This is a genomic window from Kitasatospora sp. NPDC001540, assembly GCF_042894345.1.
In the GTDB taxonomy this organism is placed as follows: Bacteria; Actinomycetota; Actinomycetes; order Streptomycetales; family Streptomycetaceae; genus Kitasatospora; species Kitasatospora phosalacinea_C.
In genome coordinates, this window is record NZ_JBIAVO010000011.1 from 61,266 (window position 1) to 82,057 (window position 20,792).

The following is a 20,792-nucleotide window of genomic DNA, read 5'->3' on the forward strand; positions in this document are numbered from 1 at the left end:
CGGTGGTCAGCCGCGCTGGGCGCAGGCCTCCGCCTCCGCCAGGTAGCGGGCCACCGGTCCGAGCGTCAGCAGCCCGCTCGCCGCGCCCGCGTGCTCGGCCCGGGCGGGGCGCAGGGCGGTCGCGGCGCGGGCCGCGGTGCGGGGTTCGCCGAGGCGGGCGGCGGCGTGGGCGGTGAGGCACCACAGTGCCTCCTGCAGGTGGTCGTGGGGCGGTTCGGGGGCGGTGGCGAGGGCGGCGCGGGCCTCTTCCGGCCGGTGGTGGGCGAGCAGGACCAGGGGCTGCGTCCAGGGGCGGTAGGGGCCCCAGTCGAGGGCGGGGTCGGTGGGCGCGGGGCGGCCGTGCAGCAGGCGCAGACCCAGCAGCGCGAGGGCGAACAGGCCGCGGTGCAGCCCCGGCATGGCGGCCGCCGCGGCGAGGGCGTCCTCGGCGGCGCGGTAGTGCGCCGCGGCGGTGGCGGCGCTCGGCCCGCCGGGTTCGGTGCTGCGGGCGGCCGTGGCCCGGGCCCGGAACCAGGCGGTGAGGACGGGGACGAGGGAGGCCTCGGTGGTGGCGGCGAGCTGCTCGGCGGCCTCGGCGTGCGCGGCCGCGGCGTCGAGGTCGCCGCGGGCGGAGGCGGACTGCAGGCGGACGAGCCGTCCCAGTACGGCGAAGTTCGGCAGGTCGTGTCGGGTGGCCAGGTCGAGGAGCTCGGCGCCGGTGGCGTCCCGGGCGGGCGCGAGTCCGGACCGGGAGAAGGACTGGAGGAAGACGCCGTTCAGGGCGAAGGCCAGCAGGGCGGGGTCGCCCAGGCCCCGGGCCAGGGCCTCCGCCTCGCGGGCGGCCCGGGCGGCGCGCGCCTCGGCGTCGGTGCCGGTCAGGTCGGCGCTGCGGCTCTCGACCGCGACGGTGGCCAGCAGGCGGGCGCGCAGCTCGGCGGGCCCCGCGGGGCCGAGCGCGTCGAGGGTGCGCTCGGCCGCTTCGACGACGGCCCGGGACTGCTCGGGGTCGTCGGCCCGGCTCCAGAGCGCGGGCACGTCGTAGGCGCCGATGACGCGGGCGGTCAGGGCGACGTCCCCGGTGCGCTCCGCGGCCCGGACGGCGGCGAGGCGGTCGCGCCGCGAGTGCGCCAGGGCGTCGCCGCCCGCCAGGGCCAGGGTGCGGGCCAGTTCGACGGTGGTGCGCGGGCCGAGCCGTACGCCGGTGGGCCAGGTGGGGCGCGGGGGCGCGGACGGGGACGGGGAAGGTGGGGTGCCGCGGAGGATGTCGGTCTCCAGGCGGCGGAGGCCGGCGCCCGGGTCGAGGCCGAGCTGGTCCGCGAGCATGGTGCGGGCACGGCGGAGGGTGGCCAGCGCGTCCGCCTGGCGGCCCGCTCCGTGCAGGGCGCGGGCCAGCAGTCCCCAGGCGGGTTCGCGCCAGGGGTGTTCGGCGACGTGGGCGCCGAGTTCGGCGACGAGTTCGGCGCCCGCGCCCGCGTCGAGCAGGAGGCGGGCGCGCAGTTCCGTCGCCTCCAGCCGCAGTTCCTCCAGCCTGGTCCGCTCGCGCCGGGCCCAGGCGGAGGCGGTCACGTCGGCGTAGGCCGGGCCGCGCCAGGCGGCGAGGGCCGCGTCGAGGTCGGCCGGGGCGGTGGGGGCGGCGGAGCCCTCGGGGACGCGCCGGGCGCGGGTCAGGGCGTCCTCGAAGCGGTGGACGTCGACGGCCTCGCGCGGCAGGCGCAGGGCGTAGCCGGGGCCTTCGGTGACCAGGAGGCGCGGCGGGGTGCGGGGCGGCCGTTCGGGTTCGAGGGCGCGGCGCAGCGCGGCGACGAAGGTGCGCAGCGCGCCGACGGCGCGCGCCGGCGGGTCGGGCCACAGGTCGTCCACGAGGGTGTCGGTGGCGACCATCCGTCCCTCGGCGGCGACGAGCCGGGCGAGCACCTCGCGGTGGCGGGGGCCGCCCAGGTCGACGGGGGTGCCGTCGTCGTGGAGGGCCCGCACGGCGCCGAGCACGTCGATTCGCATGCCCCCATCTTCCGGGTCCGGGGGGCGGGCGTCGAAGCGTGCTGATCGGCTGCTGATCGGTGTCGTCCAGGCTGGTCGCACCAGTCCTCGGGCCGTGCTCCGGCCGGTCCACCGACCCCTGGAAGGGGCTCTGTCATGACGCTCTCCGTTCCCGGTTTCGACCTCCTGCGCCTGCCCGGCGCGGACGGGGTGGAGCTGACCGCCGCCGTCGGCGGCAGCGGCAGTCCGGTCGTGCTGCTGCACGGCTTCCCGCAGACCCACCTGATGTGGCGGCACGTCGCCGGGCGGCTCGCCGACCGGCACACGGTGATCTGCCCCGACCTGCGCGGCTACGGCGCCAGCGACAAGCCGGTGGCCACCGGCCCCGAGGTGTACTCCAAGCGCGCGATGGCCGCGGACGTGGTCGCCCTGGCGGCGGCGCTCGGCCACGAGCGCTTCGCCCTGGTCGGCCACGACCGGGGTGCGCTGGTCGCCTTCCGGGCCGGTCTGGACCACCCCGAGACCATCACCCACCTGGGCATCCTCGACGTCGTACCGACGCTGGACATGTGGGACGTGCTACACGGCGTCCCGGCGGCGGTCGGCTACCACCTCTTCCTGATGGCGCAGCCGCCCGGGCTGCCGGAGACGATGATCGCCAACAGCGCGGACGCGTTCTTCGGCTCGTTCCTCGACGCGTGGGCGGGCGATCCGGCCGCGCTGCCGCCGGAGGTGCGCGCCGCGTACCTGCGGGCGAGCGCGGCGGCGGTGCCGTCGATCGTCGCGGACTACCGGGCCTCGGCGGGCATCGACGTCACGCACGACCGGGCGGACCTGGACGCCGGGTCGCAGCTGGCGATGCCGGTGACGGTGATCCAACAGGACTGGGGCGCCCGACTGGGCTACGACGCCGCCGGGGTGTGGCGGGCGTGGGCCCCCGACCTGGACCACCGGCTGACCGGGGCGGGGCACTTCATGGCCGAGGAGGCGCCCGACGAGATCGCGGGGGCGATCCGCGAGCTGCTGCTCCGCTGAGCCCCGCGCCGGGCGGCGGGCGGCGGACGGCGGACGGCGGACGAGCGGGCAGCCGAGGGAGCGGGCGGACCGACAGGCCAGCAAGCAGATCGAGCCACCGGACGCCAGACGGCGAGCCATGAGGTGGGCGGGTGCTGAGGCAGGGGCGGGCGGTCAGCCGCCTCCGTGGGCCGCCCGGCCTGACGGCGGGCCAACCGCCGGACCAGCTCCTCACCGATCCCAACCGCAGGCGGTAGGAGGGTGGGGGTGATCCGAAGGGCCGCCCGGCCTGACGGCGGGCCAACGGCCGGACCGGCTCCTACCGATCCCGGCCGCGGGCGGCGGGAGGGTGAGGGTGATCCGGTTGGGGCTCTGATCCGGAGGAATCCGGGAATTGTCCGCCGCCCGTCAGGTCGGGGTGGGACGATCACGGTCGGGAGGGAGCCGGGTGGAGGCGATCGAGGTCGGGGCGGGGCGGGTGTGGGGGCCGTGGCCCGAGTTGATGGGCGACCGGCGGCCTGTCCTCGTGGTGCCGCTGGCTCCGGGGCGGGAGGTGCCCGCCGCGGAGGGGTGGAGCGGCGCCGAGGTCCTGCCGCGGCTGCAGGAGGAGTGGTCGGCCGCCTTCGACGGCCTCCGGCTGGTCGTCACCCGTCCCGACGGCACCGCCTGGTACGACGGCCCGCTCGCGGCGGCCCGCGACTGGGCCCGGGCCGTGCGGGCCCACCGCACCCTGCTGATCGTCACCGGCCCCTTCACCGCCCCGTACGACCTGCGTCCCGCCGCCGCCGCGGGCAGGCTGTCCGTCCTGGCGGTCCCGGCCCGGCTGGTCGACGCGCACTGACCGCCCGGGGGCGTAGGGGAACTTCGCCGGAGGGTACGGGAGTCGGACCGGTCCGTGGCGCGCTGGCGGAGGCGCGCCGGGCGCTCCGGGGCGGTTCAGGGGGCGGGCGCGAGGGCGGCGGTGGTGGTGGCGGTGGCGCAGGCGGCGCGGACGAAGGCGGCGACGGCCGGGGAGCGGGCGTCCTGGGGCCAGGCGACGGCGAGGGTGGAGTCGGGGAGGCCGTGGACGGGGCGGTAGGCGATGCCGGGGCGGGGGTGGCGGCGGGCGAGGGAGGCGGGGGCGAAGAAGACGATGCTGCCGGTCTCGACCAGGCTGAGGATCTCCGACAGGTTCGAGGCGCGCCGGGCGGCGGTGGGGCGGAGGCCGCCGGGGCGGGCGGGGCGGAGGCCGTCGGCCGGGGCGCCGTCGGGGAGTTCGCGGCCGGAGAGGTCGTCCGGGTGGAGCGCGGTGCGGGCGGCCAGCGGGTCGGTGGCGGCGAGGGCGACCAGGGTGGGTTCGGTGAGCAGCGGTTCGCTGTCCAGGCCGCGGTCGTCGCACGGGAGTTGGAGGAGCGCGACGTCGGCGCGGCCGTCGCGCAGGGCCTGCGGCTGTTCGCCGTACCCGCCGAGGACGAGTTCGGGGGGCAGGGCGGCGGCCTCGGCGGCGTAGGCGTCCAGGATCCGGGGCAGCAGGCCGCCGTCGAGGTCGGCCTTGAGGGCGATCCGCAGGCGGGGGGCGGTGCGGCCCGCCTGGTGGGCCCGGCGGGCGGCGGCGGTGACGGCCTCCAGGGCGGTGCGGGCGTCGCGCAGCAGGACCTCTCCGGCGGGGGTGAGGGCGACCTGCCGGGTGGTCCGTTCGAAGAGCGTGGTGTCGAGCTGCCGTTCGAGGGCGCGGATCGCGCGGGACAGCGGGGGCTGGGCCATGTCGAGCCGGGCGGCGGCGCGGCCGAAGTGCAGTTCCTCCGCGACCGCGACGAAGTAGCGCAGCTGCCGCACCTCCAGATCACCCATACCGCCAGGGTATCAATGCCGACCGGACCGGTCCTTCACCGGCCCGCGCGGGGCCGGTTGACTCGGGGACGACAGCGCCCGCGGGGCCCTGCTCCCCCGCTCGCGGACTCGCCCGGACCCTCACGGAGGCACCTCATGATCGTCATCACCACGCCGACCGGCGACATCGGACGGCAGCTCGTGGACCGCCTGCTGGACGCCGGGGAGCCGGTGCGGGTGGTGGTCCGCGACCCGGCCCGGCTGGCGGCGCGCGTGCGGGAGCGGGTCGAGGTGGTGCCGGGCTCGCACGGCGACGCGGCGACCGTCGCGCGGGCGCTGGAGGGCGCCGACCGGCTGTTCTGGCTGGTGCCCCCGGCCGGGTTCCGCGACGCCGGACCCGCCGGGCGGTACTACCTGGAGTTCACCCGCGCCGCCTGCGGGGAGGCCGCCCGTCGGGGTGTGCGGATGGTGGGCGTCACCTCGCTGGGCCACGGCTACCGGGGCGGGGCCGGGCTGCTGTCGGCCGCGCTGGCGACGGACGAGCTGATCGGCGCCAGCGGCGCGGCCCACCGCGCGCTGGCCCTGCCGTTCTTCATGGAGAACCTGCTGCACCAGGCCCGCGCGATCGGCGAGCAGGGGGTGCTCGCCCTGCCGAACGCCGCGGACCGGCCGCTGCCGACGGTGGCCACCCGGGACGTCGCGGCCAAGGCGGCGGAGCTGCTGCTCGACGCCTCCTGGGAGGGGCGGGCCCGCGTCCCGCTGGCCGCCCCGGAGGACCTGACCCCGGTCGGCATGGCCGAGGCCGTCTCCGCCGCCCTGGGCCGCCCCGTCCGCTACCGGCAGGTGCCGCTGGACGAGTTCCGGGCCGGGCTGCTGGCGCACGGGGCGAGTCCGGCGCTGGTGCGGGACATGGCGGACATGGTCGCGGCGCAGAACGACGGGATCTACGACGCCGAGCCGCGCGAGCCGGGCGCGGCCGGCGCCACCGGGTTCGGGCAGTGGTGCCGGGAGGTCCTGGCCCCCGCCGTCCGGGCCTGACGGGGCGTCACCCGGCGGCGGTGCCGGGGGCGGTGACGGAGGGCCCGGGCCGCTGCGGGGCCGGGACCTCCCGCCGGTGGCAAAGGGCAGGCAAAGTACGATCGGGGCGCTGGTGACCCTTTGACTGCGTGAGGAAGTGCCCCGGATGGTGTTCAAGCGGCTTCTCGGTGCCCTGGGCGTCGGCGGACCGACCGTCGACACGGTGCTGTCCACCCCGACCGTCCACCCCGGCGGCACCGTGCACGGCCAGGTCAACCTGGTCGGGGGCGAGCGCGAGGCCGAGATCAACGGCATCACGCTCTGCCTGGCCGCCCGGGTCGAGGTCGAGTACGAGGACGGCGAGGGCCACACCACCGAGGAGTTCGCCCGGGTGCGGGTCAGCGGCCCGCTGCGGCTGGCCGCCGGGGAGCGGCGGGCCGTCCCGTTCGCCTTCCCGGTGCCGTGGGAGACGCCGCTGACCGCGGTCGGGGGCCACCACCTGTCGGGCATGGCGCTGGGCGTCCGCACCGACGTGGACATCGCCGGGCAGTTGGACCGCGGGGACACCGACCCGCTCGCGGTGCAGCCGCTGCCGGTGCAGCAGCGGGTGCTGGAGGCGCTGTCGGCGCTCGGCTTCCACTTCCACCGGGCCGACCTGGAGGCCGGGCACATCCGCGGCACCGGCCAGACGCTGCCGTTCTACCAGGAGATCGAGTACAAGGCGGCGCCGCAGTTCGCCGGGCGCTGCAACGAGATCGAGCTGACCTTCGTCACCGACCCGCACCGGGTCGAGGTGGTGCTGGAGTTCGACAAGCGCGGCCTGTTCCACGGCGGCGACTCGGTGCGCACCTTCGTGCTGGACCACGGGGCCGGGCAGCACGACCTGACCGGCACGGTGGACGGCTGGATCCGCGGCGTGCTGGGCCACTGACCGCGGGCCCGCTCCTCGACCCCGGCCGGATCAGCGGCCGGGGTCGAGGAGGGTCTCCGCGACGGCGGTGCGGGCGTACAGGACGGTGCGACCGGTGCGGTGGGCGGTGGCGAACCCGGCGGTGCGCAGGGCGGTGAGGTTCTGCGAGACGTGGGCCGGGGAGAGGCCGGTGCGCCGGGCCAGTTCGGTGGTGGTGGCGGGGGTGTCGAGCTCGGCGAGCAGGAGGGCGCGGGCGCGGCCGAGGACGGCGGCGAGGGCGCCGGTGGCGGGGGTGGTGCGGGGCTGCCAGAGGTCGCCGGTGCCGCGGGCGCGGTAGGCGAGCTGGGGCGGGTCGGGCGGGGCGATCCGGGTGGACAGGCCGGGGCCCTTGAAGGCGGTGGGGACGAGGAGCAGTCCGCCGCCGGTGGCGTGCCGGGCCAGGGTGCGGGCGCGGCGCTCCAGGTGCAGTCCGGTGCCGTCCCAGCTGATCTGGGGGTGCAGGGAGTTGAGGAGGTGTCCGGTGCCGTGGTGGGCGGCCTGCCCGGCGCGGTGGAAGACGTCGGCGTCCAGCAGGGCGCGGATCCGCGGCCAGTACGGGGCCAGGGCCGTCTCCCAGTAGGACCGGAGCTCCCGGAGCAGCCGGGGCAGGTGGGCGGGCGGGTCGGCGTGCAGGGCGCGGGCGCGGGGGCCGGTGCGGCCCTGGTGGTGGCGCAGGTGGTCGAGGTCGGCGCGGATCCGGTCGGCGGGGGTGGCGGCGACCGCCGCGAGTTCCTCGTCCAGGGTCGGGGCGGGGGTGGCGGGCGCGGGGTTGAGGAAGTCCGGGACGTACCCGGCGCCGGGCGGGAGCAGTTCGGCCAGCCAGCGGCGGTCCAGTCCGGCGGCGGCCGCCCGGGGGCGCACCTGGTCGAGCCAGCGGCGGTGGACGGGGTCGGCGGCGCCGGAGGCGAGCAGGCGGTAGCCGGTGGTGAGCTGCCACAGCGGGGAGACGGCGAACCGCACCCGGGCCACGTCGGGGGCGGGGAGGGCCAGTTCGGCCACGTCCGCTCCTCCCTCGCGCCGGGCTGCGTGGATTCGGGGATGTCCGAATCCGTGGCGGCCACTGTAGTGGGCGGCCGATCATCTGCGGCATGAACCCGCTCCCCCGTGCACCCCGGTCTTCCGACGCGACCCGACCTTCCGGTACGACCCCGCCCGCCGGTACGACACCGTCCGCCGACCCGGCTCCGCTCTCCGGCCCGGCTCCGTCGGCGGTCCCCGCCGCAGCGGCGGGCACCTGGACCCTGGGCGACCTGGAGGTCAACCGGATCGGCTTCGGGGCGATGCGGCTGGCCCAGACCGGTGCGGCCCTGGTGCCCGGCGCGGTGCCGCGCGAGCGCGGGCAGGCGGTCGACGTGCTGCGCCGGGCCGTCGAGCTCGGCGTGAACCACATCGACACCGCCGCCTTCTACTTCTCGCCGCTGCGCTCGGCCAACGAGCTGATCAACCGCGCGCTGTCCCCCTACCCGGACGACCTGGTGATCGCCACCAAGGTCGGGCAGCCGCGGGACCCTTCGGGGGCGTGGCTGCCGCACGCCCGGCCGGAGCAGTTGCGCGGCCTGGTGGAGGAGAACCTGCGCCAGCTCGGCCGCGACCACCTGGACCTGGTGAACCTCCGGGTGGTCGGGGACGGCCCGGTCGCCGAACGCTTCGGCGCGCTGGCCGAGTTGCGGGCGGCCGGGCTGGTCCGGCACCTCGGCCTGTCGAACGTCCGGCCCCACCAGTTGGCCGAGGCGCAGGCCGTCGCACCGGTGGTGTGCGTGCAGAACATGTACGGTCTCGGGGTCGCCCCGGAGCAGGACGCGTTCGTGGAGCTCTGCCGGGAGCAGGGGGTCGCCTTCGTCCCGTTCTACGCGATCGCCGCCGCGGGCCGGCAGTACGGGGCAGCGGCGGGCGGGGCAGCGGGCGGGGAGGATCCGCTGCTGGTGGAGGTCGCCCGGGCGCACGGGGTCTCCCCCGCGCAGGTCCGGATCGCCTGGACGCTGCACCGCGGCCCGCACGTCCTGGCGATCCCCGGCACCGGCGACCCGGCGCACCTCGCCGCCAACGTCGCGGCCGGTGCGCTGCGGCTGTCCGCGGCGGAGCTCGCCCTGCTGGACGCACTGCACCGGCGGTGAGGCGACGGACGGGCCCGGACGGGGCCGGGCTTCCGGGTCCGGCACCGTCAGCGGCCGGTCGTCCGGCTGTCCGGCTGTCCGGCTGCCGGCTGTCCGGTCGTCCGGTCGTCCGGTCGGCGGGTGAGCGGCCCGGAGGGACGTGCGGTCAGCCCGTGGGCAGGCCGATCCGGTCGTGTTCGAGTGCGGCGCGGAGCTCGGAGAGGAGTCGGGCGGCGGCCGGTCCCGCCGGGCCGCGGAGGGTGGCCGCGGTCAGCTCGGTCAGCGTCCCGGTGAAGGTGGCCTCGGCCGCGTCGACGAGTCGCAGGCCGTCCTCGGTCAGCTCCAGCAGTGAGGAGCGGCGGTCCGCGGGGTTGGTGCGCCGCCTGACCCAGGCCTGCTTCTCGAGGCGGTCGGCGCCCTTGCTGGTGGCGCCGATCCCGATGGCGAACTCGGCGGCGAGGTCCGCGACCCGGGAGCCGGGGTGGTCCCGCAGGAAGCGCAGGAACTCGAACTGCGAGGTGACGATCCCGTGCCGTTCGCGGAGGCGGTCGTTCAGCGCGTTGTAGAGGCGCGTCTCGCAGCGGACGAGGTCGACGAAGAAGCCCGGGAGGTCGATGCCGTCACCGCTTGACTTGGCTGCCATGGCATATATCTTAGCTTACATGCCTGGGCATATAGTTCCCTGGCATGTACTTGCGATGGAGGCGACAGTGAGCAGGCAGCAGCGGGCGGAGATCGACGCGATGGTCCGGCGGCCCCGGCCCGAGGGCCCCCGGTCGGTGGAGGACATCCGCGCCGGGCTGCGGGCCCTGATGGCCGGGATGATCGTCCCGGCCGGGATCCGCACCCGGGCCACGGCGCTCGGCGACCGGCCCGCGGTGCTCGTCGAGCCGCTCGGCGCGGCGAACAGCGGGACGATCCTCTACTTCCACGGCGGTTCCTACGTGGCCGGTTCACCGGAGACGGCGATGTCGCTGACCGGGAACCTGGTGACCCGGACGGGGTCCAGGGCGCTCTCGCTGGACTACCGGCTCGCTCCCGAGCACCCGTTCCCGGCCGCGATCGAGGACGGGCTGAACGCCTACCGCGCGCTCCTCGACGGCGGGGAGGACCCCGCGGCCACCGCGTTCGCCGGGGACTCCGCCGGTGGCGGCCTCGCCGTCACCACCTGCCTCGCCGCCCGCGACGCGGGCCTGCCGGTGCCCGCCGCGATCGTGGCCTTCTCCCCCGGGCTCGACCTGACCCGGACGGGCCGGAGCATGGACAGCAGGGCGGACCTCGACCCGTTCTTCACCCGCGCGGGCATGGAGCACACCGGGGGCATGTACCTGGCGGGGCAGGACCCGCACCAGCCCGCGCTCAGCCCCGCCGTCCACGCCGACCTGACCGGCTTCCCCCCGCTGCTCCTGCAGGTGGGCGGCAACGAGATGCTCCTGGACGACTCCACGCGCCTGGCCGCGCGCGCGAGGGAGGCCGGGGTGGACGTCGTCCTGGACGTCACCGCCGACGTCCCGCACGTCTTCCAGGCGTTCGCGGGCGTCCTGGACGAGGCCGACCAGGCGCTGGAGCGCGCCGCGCTCTTCCTCCGCCAGCACCTCCGCACCGGGGCCGCCGCACCCGCGCCGACGAGCTGAGGGCCGCCTCCCGCCCGGACGGGGGTCAGTGATCGCGGGTGGTGGACCAGGCGGGGAGGTGGGCGAAGAAGGCGGCGGCCTCCGGGCGCCAGCGGGTGGGCCAGTCGGCGGCCAGGGCGGCGGCGCGGTGGGCGTGCCGCTCGGCGCGGGCCCGGAGGGCGCGGTCGACGCCGTGGGCGCGGGCGATGCGGCGGATCGGGGCGAGGGCGCCGGGGTCGTGGTCGGGGGCGCCGAGGGCGGCGTGCAGGGTGCGGAGTTCGGCGGGGTCGGCGGCGGCGAGCAGGGCGCGGACGAGGTAGCTGCGGCGGCCGGAGCGCAGGTCGGTGCCGAGCGGCTTGCCGAGGGCGGCCGGGTCGCCGAAGAGGTCGAGCCAGTCGTCGTGGAGCTGGTTGGCGGTGCCGAGCGCGGTGGCGTAGGCGCGCAGTTCGGCCTCGTACGGGGTCGGGTCGGCTCCGGCGGCGAGCAGGCCGAGGCGCAGCGGGGCCAGCACCGAGTAGCGGGTGGACTTGTACTCGGTGACGGTGTCCAGGAAGGCGGTGTCCGGTTCGGGCGGGAAGTCGCGTTCCAGGTCGAGGAGTTGGCCGTTGACGGCGTCGGCTCCGGCGTCGACGGGGACGGCGGCCATGGCGAGGGCGCGCTCGGGGGGCAGGTCGCCGGTGAGCAGGACCCGGACGGCGAGGAAGGCGGCCAGGTCTCCGGCGAGGACGGTGAGGGCGAGCGCGGTGTCGGGCCGGTCGGGGAACTCCTCGCGGTACGCCTGGTGGGTGGAGGGGCCGCCGCGGCGCTCGGGCGAGCCGTCGATGAGGTCGTCGTGGATCAGGCCGTGGGTGTGCAGCAGTTCGATGCTGAGGGCGGCGGCGTCCAGGCCGGGCACCGGGCGGTCGGCGACCAGGGCGGCGGCCTCGTGCAGCAGGGCGACCCGCAGGCGCTTGCCGCCGCGCAGGGAGAGTTCGCGGACCAGGGCGAGGGCGCGGGCGGGGAACCGGCCGTGCGGGGGCGCGTCCAGGGTGCCGCCCGCGGCCGGGTCGGTCAGGGAGTCGAAGTAGGCCGCGAAGCGGGTCTCGAAGCGGCGCTGGTGGGCGGCCGCGCGGTGCAGGGCCGCGGCGAGGACGTCGGTCACCCCGTCAGGTTTTCACGCCGCGGGGGCGGTGGGCGCCGCGGGGTCAGCGGCCTTCGGCGGCGGCGGCGGGGGCGGTATCGGGGACCAGGGTGCGCAGCAGGCGCAGCAGGGTGGCCCGGTCCTCGGCGGGGAGCGGGGCGAAGTGGGCGGTCAGGACCTCGTCCGCGGCCTGTTCGCCGGTGGCGAGGACGTGCTCCCCGGCGGGGGTGAGGTGGTGTTCGAGGCGTCGGCCGCGGCCCGGTTGACGGGTGATCAGGCCCTGGGTGACGAGGCGTCCGGCGAGGGCGCCGAAGGACTGCTCGGTCTGGAAGGTGGCGGCGGCCAGCTCCCGGGCGGAGGCGCCGGGGCGGCGGGCGACCGCCCGGAGGGCGTCCCACTGGGCGAGGGTGGTGCCGGCGGCGGCCAGGGCGGTGTCGAGGGCGCGGTGCTGCCGGTACTGGACCTGCTTGACGGCCTGGCCGAGGACGTGGAGCTCGAGGTTCATGCCTCCACCCTACCGTTAACTCAACTAGCTTAAATAAGCATCCTTAGTTATCGTGGGCGCATGACCACCGAACCCCTCCTCACCGAGGCCGGCACCGGCCGCCCCGTCCTGCTCCTGCACGGCGGCGGCGGTCCGGCCACCGTCGCGCCGCTGGCCCGCCACCTGGCCGCCTCCGCCCACGTCCTGACCCCCGTCCACCCCGGCTGGGACGGCACCGAGCGCCCGGCCGCCCTCGCCCGGGTCGGCGACCTCGCCGACGCCTACCTCGACCTGCTGCGGCGGCGCGGGCTGCGCGACGTCCTCGTGGTGGGCTCCTCGCTCGGCGGGTGGATCGGCGCCGAGATGGCCCTCCGCGACGGCGGCAGCGGCGGCAGCGGTGAGGACGGCGGTGCGACGGTGACCGGGCTGGTGCTGATCGACGCCGTGGGCATCGGGGTGGACGGCGAGCCGCTCGCCGACGTCTTCGCCCTGGACGCCCGCGGCCTCGCCGAGCACTCCTGGCATGACCCCGACCGCCACTTCGTCGACCCCGCGACGCTGCCCCCGGCCGAACTCGCCCGCCGCCGGGGCAACATGGCCACCATGCGCGCCCTGGCCGGCGACCCCTACATGCACGACCCGGGCCTGCGCGAGCGGCTGCGGGAGGTGCGGGTGCCCGTCCTGGTGCTGTGGGGCGAGAGCGACCGGGTCGCCACCCCCGGGTACGGCGCGGCCTACGCCCGGGCCTTCGCCGACGCCCGGTTCGTGACGGTGCCCGGGGCCGGGCACCTCCCCCACCTGGAGCGGCCGGAGGCCGTGTTCGCGCACCTCGACGCCGTACTGGCGGGCTGAGGGCCGCCCCCGGGCGCCCCGGCCGCCCCTCCCCCGGCCACCGGGCTCAGGACTCAGAGGGCGTTGAGTGAGGCCATGTCCGTTTCGTCGTTGTGACGGTGTGTGGGCAGGTCACGCGGTCAGTCGGCTGTTCTGGGTGTGGGGATTGCGAACAGTCCGGGCTCGGCCTCGACGACGAGGCCGGAGCTGGTCGGACGCTTGAGCTTGTTGCGCATGTCGGAGATGTGCGCGGGCTCGGTGCCGGTGGCCAGGGTGCGGCACAGGTCGCGGCAGCGTTGCGGGGCTGCGGCGTCGATGAGCGCGGCGAGGATGTGCTGGTAGGTCGGGCCGTCGGGCAGGCCCGGCATCCGGTCGCCGGTGGGCTCGTCGTCGCCGAGGGACGGGATGACTTCGCGGGCGATTGCCAGGTCGGCGCGTTCCGGGTCGAGTTCGGCTCACAGTCCCCCCAACAGGGTGGCAAGCTGACTCACTCCACGTCGGCCAGCCACTGGTCGACGAGCACCTTGCCGATGGAGTCGACCCGGTAGGGCCCGCCGACGGCGGAGTCCGTAATTCGCGACCGAAGTTCGGCCGCCGTGAACCAACGCGCCTCCACCACCTCCACGTTGTCCACGTCGATCCGGTCGGAAACGGCCTCGGCGCGGAACCCGATCATCATCCCGGATGGGAACGGCCACGACTGGGATCCCTGATAGGTGATCGTCCCCACCTCGACACCGGCCTCTTCGGCGACCTCACGGCGCACCGCGTCCTCGAGGCTCTCCCCGATCTCGACGAACCCAGCCAGCGTGCTGAAGCGGTCCGGACCGGATCCCGCGTGCCGGCCGAGCAGGCAGCGCCTAGGCGTGCCGGGTAGTTCGACCAGCACGATCACGGCCGGTTCGATCCGCGGGAAGAGCAGCTTGCCGCAGTCCTGGCAGGTCCGCAGGTGGCCACCGTTGCTGGGGACGGCCGGACCGCCGCACGCGCCGCAGAACCGCTGGTTCCGGTGCCAGTGCAGGATTCCACGGGCATACGCGAGCAGGCCCGCCTCGTCCGGCGTGATGGTGGGAACCATGGCTCGCACCTCCAGCACCGTGTCCGCGGTGGCCAGTTCGACGGCGTTGGACCGGTCGACGCGGGACACGTCGGCCGCGAACACCGCGGCCTCTCCGTCCAGGCCGAGAAACACCGGGTCGTCGGCGGCGTCGAGGATGCCCCTCGCCTCGGCCAGCGGCAGCCGGATGGGCCTGTCGTCGCGGACCAGACAGTGGTCCCGCCACAAGGGAATCACCTGGGTACTGGGGCTCGTCAACAGCCCGGCGACCCACTCCGAGTCGGTACGCCGGCCGCCAACCCGGTCAAGCCCCAAGCCGCTGTAATACAAGGTTCCCCCTAGCCCGTCCTGTCCTGCGCGGATTCCACGATAGTGGGCGTCCACCAACTGGGGTGTCGAGCTCGGTCTCGACGACGAGGCCGGCGCCGGTCGGACGCTTGAGCTTGTTGCGCATGTCGGAGATGTGCGCGGGCTCGGTGCCGGCGGCCAGGGTGCGGCACAGGTCGCGGCAGCGTTGCGGGGCTGCGGCGTCGGTGAGCGCGGCGAGGATGTGCTGGTAGGTCGGGTCGTCGGGCAGGCCCGGCATCCGGTCGCCGGTGGGCTCGTCGTCGCCGAGGGACAGGATGACTTCGCGGGCGATTGCCAGGTCGGCGCATTCCGGGTCGAGTTCGGCCAGGCGGGCGGTGACCTGGCCGACCTCGGCGGACAGCTGCTCGGTGATGCCGCCGATCGCCTGTTCCCGGTCGGCGATCCCCTCCAGTGCGGTGCGTGACATCGGCGGGTCCTCCTACGCTCCGCGCCAGCTCGGCGTCGACTCCTTGGTCGGCCTGCGGGACATGTTCGCCGTTATCGCCCAGTACACGCGGGACTCGGCGTTGGCCGGTAGTGCCTCGTAGTCGCGGACCAGGTGACGGTGCCACATCAGGATGCCGTTGACCTGCTCGGATACCCGGCTTTTGGCCTGCGGGACGAACCCGACGTCGTCGGGGCTGCGTTTGACGATCTCCACCTTGACGCCAGGTCTGGAAGTAGTGGTCGTCGCAGAGCTCGACGGCAGGTCGTGAGGCGGATAGGCCCACTGACACCCGGTCCGGTTCCGGTAGAAGATCGCGTTCACGACCCCCCGGTACTCGTAGCTGCCGGAATGCCCCGAACTCGACGGATGCGCCTTGTGCTCACTCACCGCGCCAGCGCACCACCGAGGACGCCTCAACCGCCGCCGGTTCCCGAAGACCCCACACGAACGCACAACGACGAAACGGACGTAGCCCCACCCAACGCCCTCTCAGGACTCAGGGCCGGGCGCCGACCAGGCGGCGGGCGAACCAGTCGATGGTCTGCGCCAGCCCGCGGTCGGTGTCGACGGCGGGCTGCCAGCCGAGCACGGTGCGGGCCAGGGTGATGTCGGGGCGGCGCAGCGAGGGGTCGTCGCCGGGGCGTTCGACGAACTCGACCGGGGCGGCGGAGCCGCACAACGCCCGGATGCGGTGGGCGAGTTGCAGGATGCTCAGCTCGGCCGGGTTGCCCAGGTTGATCGGGCCGGGGTGTCCGGCGGCGGCCGCGGCCAGGATGCCGCCCACGGTGTCGTCGACGTGGCACAGCGAGCGGGTCTGGCTGCCGTCGCCCGCCACGGTGAGGGGCCGCCCGGCCAGCGCCTGGGTGATGAAGGCGGGCACGGCCCGCCCGTCGGTGGGGCGCATCCGCGGGCCGTAGGTGTTGAACAGCCGGACGATGACGGTGTCGGTGCCCCGGGCGGTGCGGTACGCGGTGGTGAGCGCCTCGGCGTAGCGCTTGGCCTCGTCGTACTGGCTGCGCGGGCCGATCGGGTTGACGTTGCCCCAGTACGTCTCGGGCTGGGGGTGGACGAGCGGGTCGCCGTAGACCTCGGAGGTGGAGGTCAGCAGGAAGCGGGCGCCCTTGCGGTGGGCGAGTTCCAGGGCGTGCTGGGTGCCCTGGGCCCCGGCCCGGAGGGTTTCGACGGGGTGGCGGGCGTAGTCGTGCGGGGAGGCGGGCGAGGCGAGGTGGACGACCAGGTCGACCGGCCCGGTGACGTCGAAGGGCTCGCAGACGTCCTGGTGACGGAAGGTGAAGCCGGGGTCGTCGGCGAGGTCGGCGAGGTTGTCGAGGCTGCCGGTGAGCAGGTTGTCGAGGCAGACGACCTCGGTGCCGTCGGCGCGCAGCCGGTCGCACAGGTGCGAGCCGACGAAGCCCGCACCGCCGGTGACCACCGCGCGGCGGACGGGGCGCGGGGACGGGACGTCGCGCAGGGGCACGGGGGCGGGTATCACGGTCACGACTCCTCCAGCGAGCGGCCGGTGCGGGCGAGGAAGACGTCGTCCAGGGTCGGACGGTGCAGCGCGATGGTGGCGGTGGCGATGTCGGCCCCGGCCAGCGCCCGCATGATCTGCGGCATGGCGCTCTCGCCGGTGTCGACGGACAGCCGCAGCGCGCCGTCCGGGCGGACCTCGGCGCCGCGGACGCACTCCTGGGTGGCGAGCACCTCGGCGGCCTTGGGCGCCAGGTGGGGTTCGGCGACGCCGACGGTGACCACCTCGCCCGCGATCGAGCGCTTGAGTTCGGCCGGGGTGCCCTCGGCGACCAGGGTGCCGCCGTCGACGATGGCGATCCGGTCGCAGAGCGCGTCGGCCTCGTCCAGGTAGTGGGTGGTCAGGAAGACCGTCGTGCCCGCGTCGCGCAGGCGGCGCACCTCGGCCCACAGCCGGGCCCGGGCGGCCGGGTCGAGGCCGGAGGTCGGCTCGTCCAGGAACAGCACGGCGGGGCGGTGGACCACGCCGAGCGCGAGGTCGAGGCGGCGGCGCTGGCCGCCGGAGTAGCCGCGGCAGGGGCGGTCGGCGTACTCGGCCAGGTCGAAGGAGTCGACGGCGGCGGCTGCCCGGGCCTGCGCCTCGGCCTTGCCGAGGCCGTGCATCCGGGCCTGCAGCACGAGTTCCTCCCGGGCCGTCACCTCGTCCCAGGTGCCGCCGCCCTGGGCGACGTAGCCGATGCTGCGGCGGACCTCGGCGGGGCGGGTGAACAGGTCGGCGCCGGCCACGGTGGCCGCGCCGCCGTCGGGCGGGAGCAGGGTGGCGAGCATCCGCAGGGTGGTGGTCTTGCCCGCGCCGTTGGGGCCGAGGAGTCCGAAGATCTCGCCCTCGGCGACGTGCAGGTCCAGCCCGGCCACGGCGTCCACGGTGGTGGCCCGGCCGCGTCGGCCGGTCCGGTAGGACTTGCGCAGTCCGCTGGTCTCGATCATCGGGGGGTCCTTCCGGTACGGGGTCGGCGGAGCGGCTCAGCGGACGGTGCGGGCGAAGCGGCGGGCCGACCAGAGCAGGGCGGCCAGCGCGACGGCCGCCATCAGGGCGAGGCTGCGCCAGACCGCGGGGTCACCGGGGTGGCCCGCGAACAGGGCGCGCATGCCGGTCACCGCCCAGCTGAACGGGTTCCAGTCGGAGACCCGGCGCAGCCACAGCGGCGCCAGCGCGAGCGGCAGCAGGGTGCCGGAGAGCAGCATCAGCGGCTGGGCCAGGTTGTTGACCACCTGGCCCAGCACGTCCGGGTTGCCGACCTTGAGCGCCAGGCCGTACGAGATCGCGGAGCTGGTCAGCGAGATCAGCGCGAGCAGCAGGTACGCCAGCAGCAGGTCGGGGACGCGCACCAGCAGGCCGAGCGGGATCGCCAGCACGATGATCACGGCGGCCTGCACGGCCAGCACCACCACGTCCCGCAGCGAGCGGCCGAGCAGCAGCGCGACCCGGCTGACCGGGGTGACCCGGGCCCGTTCGATCACGCCGGAGCCGAGCTCGGCGAGCAGGCCGAAGCCGACGTACAGGCCGCCGCCGAGGGCGAGCGCGACCAGCATGCCGGGGACGTAGATCCGGTAGGCGTCGGCCATCGTGCCCGCGCCCATCGAGGCCAGCGCGGGCTTCAGCAGCGGCGCGAACAGGGCGAGGTAGACGACGGGTTGGGCGACCCCGAGGAAGATCTGCAGCGGGGAGCGGGCCATCAGCAGCAGGTGCCGCTGGAACACCAGCCAGGTGTCGCGGAGGCTTTTCACGGTGGGCGTTCTTCCTGTTCGGTACGGGGGCGTCCGGTGCGTGGTCGTCCGGTGCGGGGTCGCTCGGTACGGGGTCAGGGGCGGGTGGGACCGGCGGGGAGCAGGGTCTCCAGGTGGTCGGCGGCGGCCTGGGCGCCACCGGCGGCGGCGAAGGACGCCTGGACGCGCCGGGCAGCGGCGGCGTGGGACGGGTCGTCCAGGACGGCCAGCAGTTCCGCGCGCAGTTGCTGCGGGCTCGCGTGCGCGAACCGCACCCGGCGGCCCGCGCCCGCGGCCGCGACCTGGGCGGCGTTGATCGGCTGGTCGCCCTTGATCGGGGCGACCAGCAGCGGCACGCCGTGGGCGAGCGCCTCGCAGACGGTGTTCAGGCCGCCGTGGCTGACCACCGCGGCCAGCTTCGGCATCAGCTCCAGCACCGGCACCCGGGGCCGGACCAGGACGTGGGCGGGCGGGTCGGCGACCGTGCCGTCGGGCGCGGCGATCACCGCCTGGAGGCGGTCGCCGAGCGGGCGCAGCGCCTGCACCACCCGGGCGTGGAAGTCGGCGGCGAGGTCCAGCGAGAGGGTGCCGACGGTGACCAGCACCAGGCGGCGGGCCGGGTCGATCCACTCCCACGGGAAGGCGCGGTCCGGCTCCCGCGCGGCCAGCGCCGGACCGACCGGCACCGCGTTGCCCGGCCACTCCAGCGGGCCGGTCAGCGCCTCGCCGGTGAAGGCGACCAGCAGGTGCGGCGAGAAGCGCAGGTCGTGCGGGGGATCGCCGGGCAGCCCCGCGGCGTGCCACATCGCGGCCATCCGCTGCCCGATCCACTCCTCGACCCGGGGCACGGTGGTGCGGTACGGGCGGGTCAGCTCCATCGTGGTCGGTGCGAGCGAGGCCCACGGCAGGCCCGCCCGGTGCGCGGCCAGCGCCCCGGCCACCGCGTGCTGGTCGACGGCCAGCACGTCGGGGCGGAACGCGGCCACCGCCCGCTCGATGCCGGGCAGCGTGTGCCGGGCGTGCGGGACGATGTAGCCGTCCCACCGCGACCGGGCCGCCGCCAGCCCCCGGTCGGCCTGCCCCCGGTGCGCCCGCAGCGGGATCGGCGCGATCGGCGTCCCCTCCCCCAGCAACGGCCGCAGGAAGGCCTCCGACCCGGCCCACAGCACCTCGTGCCCCCGCGCCGTCAGCTCGCGGGAGACGGCCGCGATCGGGTTCACGTGCCCGAACAGCGGCAGCGAGACGAACAGGAACCGCCCGCGCGGGGGGCGGACGCCGGGGAGCGGAGCGGGGGGCGGGTACGGGGGGTCGGGGGTCGGGGAGGGCGCGGGACCGGCGGACGGCGGGGGGTCGGCGGACGGTGCGGGGTCGGCGGCCGTGGCGGCGAGGGTGGCGACGTCGGCGAGGGTGAGGGCGGTGAGGGCGTCGAGGTCGAGGGTGGCGAGGTGGGCGGCGAGGTCGGCGGCGGGGCCGTAGCGGGTGCGGAGGGCGAGGCTCCAGGCGGCGAGGTCGTGGCTCTCCAGGTGGAGTTCGCCGTCGAGGAGGGTCTCGGGACGGAGGGTGTCGAGCCAGGCGGGGGGCTGGCCGAGGATCCGGCGGAGGAGTTCGGCGACCTCGCGGAGCGGGGGGTGCGCGGTCATGGCCGGTGGGGCCTGACGGCCCGTAGGGCGCCGTAGGTGATGACGCCGGTGTCGAAGCCCTTCTTCATCAGCGGCCCGGCGTGGAAGAAGCCGAGGACGTCGACGCCGCGACTGCGGGCCAGGTCGCGCATGACGGCGGGGCCGCCGTCGAGCCGGGGGACGCGGGCGAAGGAGGGGTCCCAGGAGTTGGCGACGGCGGCACTCCAGTCGGCGGTGGTGATGTCGGTGAAGCCGGCGGCGCGGGCGAGCCGTTCGTGCTCCTCGAGGGAGGAGAAGTCGGGCATCACCTGGTGCTGCAGGATCTGTCGGACGAGCTCCTGCTCCTCGGCGTCGAGGGCGCCGTCGCGGACGGCCCAGGTGGCGACGGCCAGGGTGCCGCCGGGGCGCAGCAGGCGGTGGGCCTCGGCGAAGAAGGCGGGGCGGTCGTCGAGGTGCATGAGGCTCTCCATGGCCCAGACGACGTCGAAGGTGCCGTCGGGGTGGCCGGTGGAGAGGGCGTCCTGCCGGTGGAAGCGGGCGCGGTGGGCGAGGCCGGCGGCGCGGGCCTTCTCGTTGGCGCGGGCGGCCTGGCGGGCGCTGAGGGTGACGCCTTCGACGGTGCAGCCGTGCGGGCCGGCCAGGTGGAGGGCGGGGCCGCCGATGCCGCAGCCGACGTCCAGGACGTGGGCGCCGGTGGGGACGGCGGCGTGGGCGACGAGTTCGTGGACGAGGCGGTCGGTGGCGGCCTGCCGGTCGGCGCCGTCCCGGGCCGGGGTCTGGTGCTCGTCCCAGTAGCCGTGGTGGACGTGTTCGCCCCACAGGTCCTCGTACAGGTCGAGCGTGATGTCGTAGTAGCGCTCCACGGCCGTGTTCAGGCCGGGGCCGGTCGCGGGTCCCCGGACGGGTTCCGGGGCTGGTTCCACTGCAGGTTCCACGGGGCCGATCCTCGAAAAGTTGACATGGATGCGCCCATAAATGGCGGCCGAAATGCCGCGGAAATGCGCGCGATAACGCCGGATTGGTCTGGTCCATCGCATGATCGACCCGCCGGGGAAACGACCCGTGGGCATGCGGAAGGCACTCCGCCCGCAGGAGTGGCGACACTCGGGGAGCGCCGGGCGGGACGAGGGGTGCGACTGACGGATCGTCAGCAGACGGACCGTCAGGGACTGGCAACAGGCTGCCGTACCAGGCAAG

Annotated in this window: 22 protein-coding genes; 7 read left to right on the forward strand and 15 right to left on the reverse strand. The window is 75.9% G+C overall.

What is annotated here, in order from left to right; genetic code table 11:
* Nucleotides 1-6 precede the first annotated feature (6 nt).
* Nucleotides 7-1,977: a BTAD domain-containing putative transcriptional regulator gene (locus ACFY00_RS15765; protein ID WP_388031607.1), complete on the reverse strand. Its 1,971-nt coding sequence runs from the start codon at nt 1,975-1,977 to the stop codon at nt 7-9.
* A gap of 135 nt (nt 1,978-2,112) precedes the next feature.
* Between ACFY00_RS15765 and ACFY00_RS15770 the strand changes: the two genes are divergently transcribed.
* Entirely contained in the window at nt 2,113-2,991 is an 879-nt protein-coding gene (locus tag ACFY00_RS15770; RefSeq protein WP_388031608.1) for an alpha/beta fold hydrolase, read from the forward strand.
* Between the two features lie 427 nt (nt 2,992-3,418).
* Entirely contained in the window at nt 3,419-3,811 is a 393-nt protein-coding gene (locus ACFY00_RS15775; protein ID WP_388031610.1) for a hypothetical protein, read from the forward strand.
* A gap of 95 nt (nt 3,812-3,906) precedes the next feature.
* Here the strand turns inward: ACFY00_RS15775 and ACFY00_RS15780 are convergent, their stop codons facing one another.
* Nucleotides 3,907-4,800, reverse strand: coding sequence for a LysR family transcriptional regulator (locus ACFY00_RS15780; protein ID WP_388031611.1), 894 nt, complete (start codon nt 4,798-4,800; stop codon nt 3,907-3,909).
* Between the two features lie 135 nt (nt 4,801-4,935).
* Between ACFY00_RS15780 and ACFY00_RS15785 the strand changes: the two genes are divergently transcribed.
* Nucleotides 4,936-5,817: an NAD(P)H-binding protein gene (locus ACFY00_RS15785; RefSeq protein ID WP_388031613.1), complete on the forward strand. Its 882-nt coding sequence runs from the start codon at nt 4,936-4,938 to the stop codon at nt 5,815-5,817.
* A 145-nt stretch (nt 5,818-5,962) separates the two neighbouring features.
* Nucleotides 5,963-6,727 carry a sporulation protein gene (locus ACFY00_RS15790; RefSeq protein WP_388031615.1) on the forward strand — a complete coding sequence of 255 codons (765 nt, stop codon included), beginning with the start codon at nt 5,963-5,965 and terminating at the stop codon, nt 6,725-6,727.
* Nucleotides 6,728-6,757: 30 nt separating this feature from the next.
* Here the strand turns inward: ACFY00_RS15790 and ACFY00_RS15795 are convergent, their stop codons facing one another.
* Nucleotides 6,758-7,744, reverse strand: a complete 987-nt coding sequence (locus ACFY00_RS15795; RefSeq protein ID WP_388031618.1) for a DUF5937 family protein — start codon at nt 7,742-7,744, stop codon at nt 6,758-6,760.
* An 89-nt stretch (nt 7,745-7,833) separates the two neighbouring features.
* Between ACFY00_RS15795 and ACFY00_RS15800 the strand changes: the two genes are divergently transcribed.
* Nucleotides 7,834-8,859, forward strand: coding sequence for an aldo/keto reductase (locus tag ACFY00_RS15800; RefSeq protein ID WP_388031620.1), 1,026 nt, complete (start codon nt 7,834-7,836; stop codon nt 8,857-8,859).
* Between the two features lie 145 nt (nt 8,860-9,004).
* On the opposite strand, the gene ACFY00_RS15805 is transcribed toward ACFY00_RS15800, so the two are convergent.
* Nucleotides 9,005-9,481, reverse strand: coding sequence for a MarR family winged helix-turn-helix transcriptional regulator (locus ACFY00_RS15805; protein ID WP_388031621.1), 477 nt, complete (start codon nt 9,479-9,481; stop codon nt 9,005-9,007).
* A gap of 67 nt (nt 9,482-9,548) precedes the next feature.
* Between ACFY00_RS15805 and ACFY00_RS15810 the strand changes: the two genes are divergently transcribed.
* On the forward strand, nt 9,549-10,472 hold the full coding sequence (locus ACFY00_RS15810) for an alpha/beta hydrolase (RefSeq protein WP_388031623.1): 924 nt from the start codon (nt 9,549-9,551) through the stop codon (nt 10,470-10,472).
* 25 nt (nt 10,473-10,497) lie between these two features.
* Here the strand turns inward: ACFY00_RS15810 and ACFY00_RS15815 are convergent, their stop codons facing one another.
* Nucleotides 10,498-11,592, reverse strand: a complete 1,095-nt coding sequence (locus ACFY00_RS15815) for a polyprenyl synthetase family protein (RefSeq protein ID WP_388031626.1) — start codon at nt 11,590-11,592, stop codon at nt 10,498-10,500.
* Nucleotides 11,593-11,635: 43 nt separating this feature from the next.
* On the reverse strand, nt 11,636-12,076 hold the full coding sequence (locus ACFY00_RS15820) for a MarR family winged helix-turn-helix transcriptional regulator (RefSeq protein ID WP_388031627.1): 441 nt from the start codon (nt 12,074-12,076) through the stop codon (nt 11,636-11,638).
* Nucleotides 12,077-12,136: 60 nt separating this feature from the next.
* Between ACFY00_RS15820 and ACFY00_RS15825 the strand changes: the two genes are divergently transcribed.
* Entirely contained in the window at nt 12,137-12,907 is a 771-nt protein-coding gene (locus ACFY00_RS15825; RefSeq protein ID WP_388031629.1) for an alpha/beta fold hydrolase, read from the forward strand.
* Between the two features lie 119 nt (nt 12,908-13,026).
* On the opposite strand, the gene ACFY00_RS15830 is transcribed toward ACFY00_RS15825, so the two are convergent.
* The 9 genes from ACFY00_RS15830 to ACFY00_RS15870 form a co-directional block, all read right to left on the reverse strand.
* Nucleotides 13,027-13,254, reverse strand: coding sequence for a hypothetical protein (locus ACFY00_RS15830; RefSeq protein WP_388031632.1), 228 nt, complete (start codon nt 13,252-13,254; stop codon nt 13,027-13,029).
* Between the two features lie 119 nt (nt 13,255-13,373).
* A complete protein-coding gene (nudC, locus tag ACFY00_RS15835) occupies nt 13,374-14,273 on the reverse strand; it encodes an NAD(+) diphosphatase (RefSeq protein WP_388031635.1) in 900 nt (299 codons plus the stop codon).
* Nucleotides 14,248-14,718, reverse strand: coding sequence for a hypothetical protein (locus ACFY00_RS15840; RefSeq protein WP_388031637.1), 471 nt, complete (start codon nt 14,716-14,718; stop codon nt 14,248-14,250). The genes nudC and ACFY00_RS15840 overlap by 26 nt, the downstream gene beginning before the upstream one ends.
* 12 nt (nt 14,719-14,730) lie before the next feature.
* Nucleotides 14,731-15,126, reverse strand: a complete 396-nt coding sequence (locus tag ACFY00_RS15845) for a transposase (RefSeq protein ID WP_388031639.1) — start codon at nt 15,124-15,126, stop codon at nt 14,731-14,733.
* A 109-nt stretch (nt 15,127-15,235) separates the two neighbouring features.
* Nucleotides 15,236-16,231, reverse strand: a complete 996-nt coding sequence (locus ACFY00_RS15850; RefSeq protein ID WP_388031932.1) for an NAD-dependent epimerase/dehydratase family protein — start codon at nt 16,229-16,231, stop codon at nt 15,236-15,238.
* A gap of 2 nt (nt 16,232-16,233) precedes the next feature.
* Nucleotides 16,234-17,196, reverse strand: a complete 963-nt coding sequence (locus tag ACFY00_RS15855; protein WP_388031642.1) for an ATP-binding cassette domain-containing protein — start codon at nt 17,194-17,196, stop codon at nt 16,234-16,236.
* Nucleotides 17,197-17,232: 36 nt separating this feature from the next.
* Nucleotides 17,233-17,997: an ABC transporter permease gene (locus ACFY00_RS15860; protein WP_388031645.1), complete on the reverse strand. Its 765-nt coding sequence runs from the start codon at nt 17,995-17,997 to the stop codon at nt 17,233-17,235.
* Nucleotides 17,998-18,071: 74 nt separating this feature from the next.
* Complete coding sequence (locus ACFY00_RS15865) at nt 18,072-19,616, reverse strand: glycosyltransferase (protein ID WP_388031647.1); 1,545 nt, start codon at nt 19,614-19,616, stop codon at nt 18,072-18,074.
* Nucleotides 19,613-20,530, reverse strand: coding sequence for a methyltransferase domain-containing protein (locus ACFY00_RS15870; protein WP_388031650.1), 918 nt, complete (start codon nt 20,528-20,530; stop codon nt 19,613-19,615). The genes ACFY00_RS15865 and ACFY00_RS15870 overlap by 4 nt, the downstream gene beginning before the upstream one ends.
* Nucleotides 20,531-20,792: the final 262 nt, after the last annotated feature.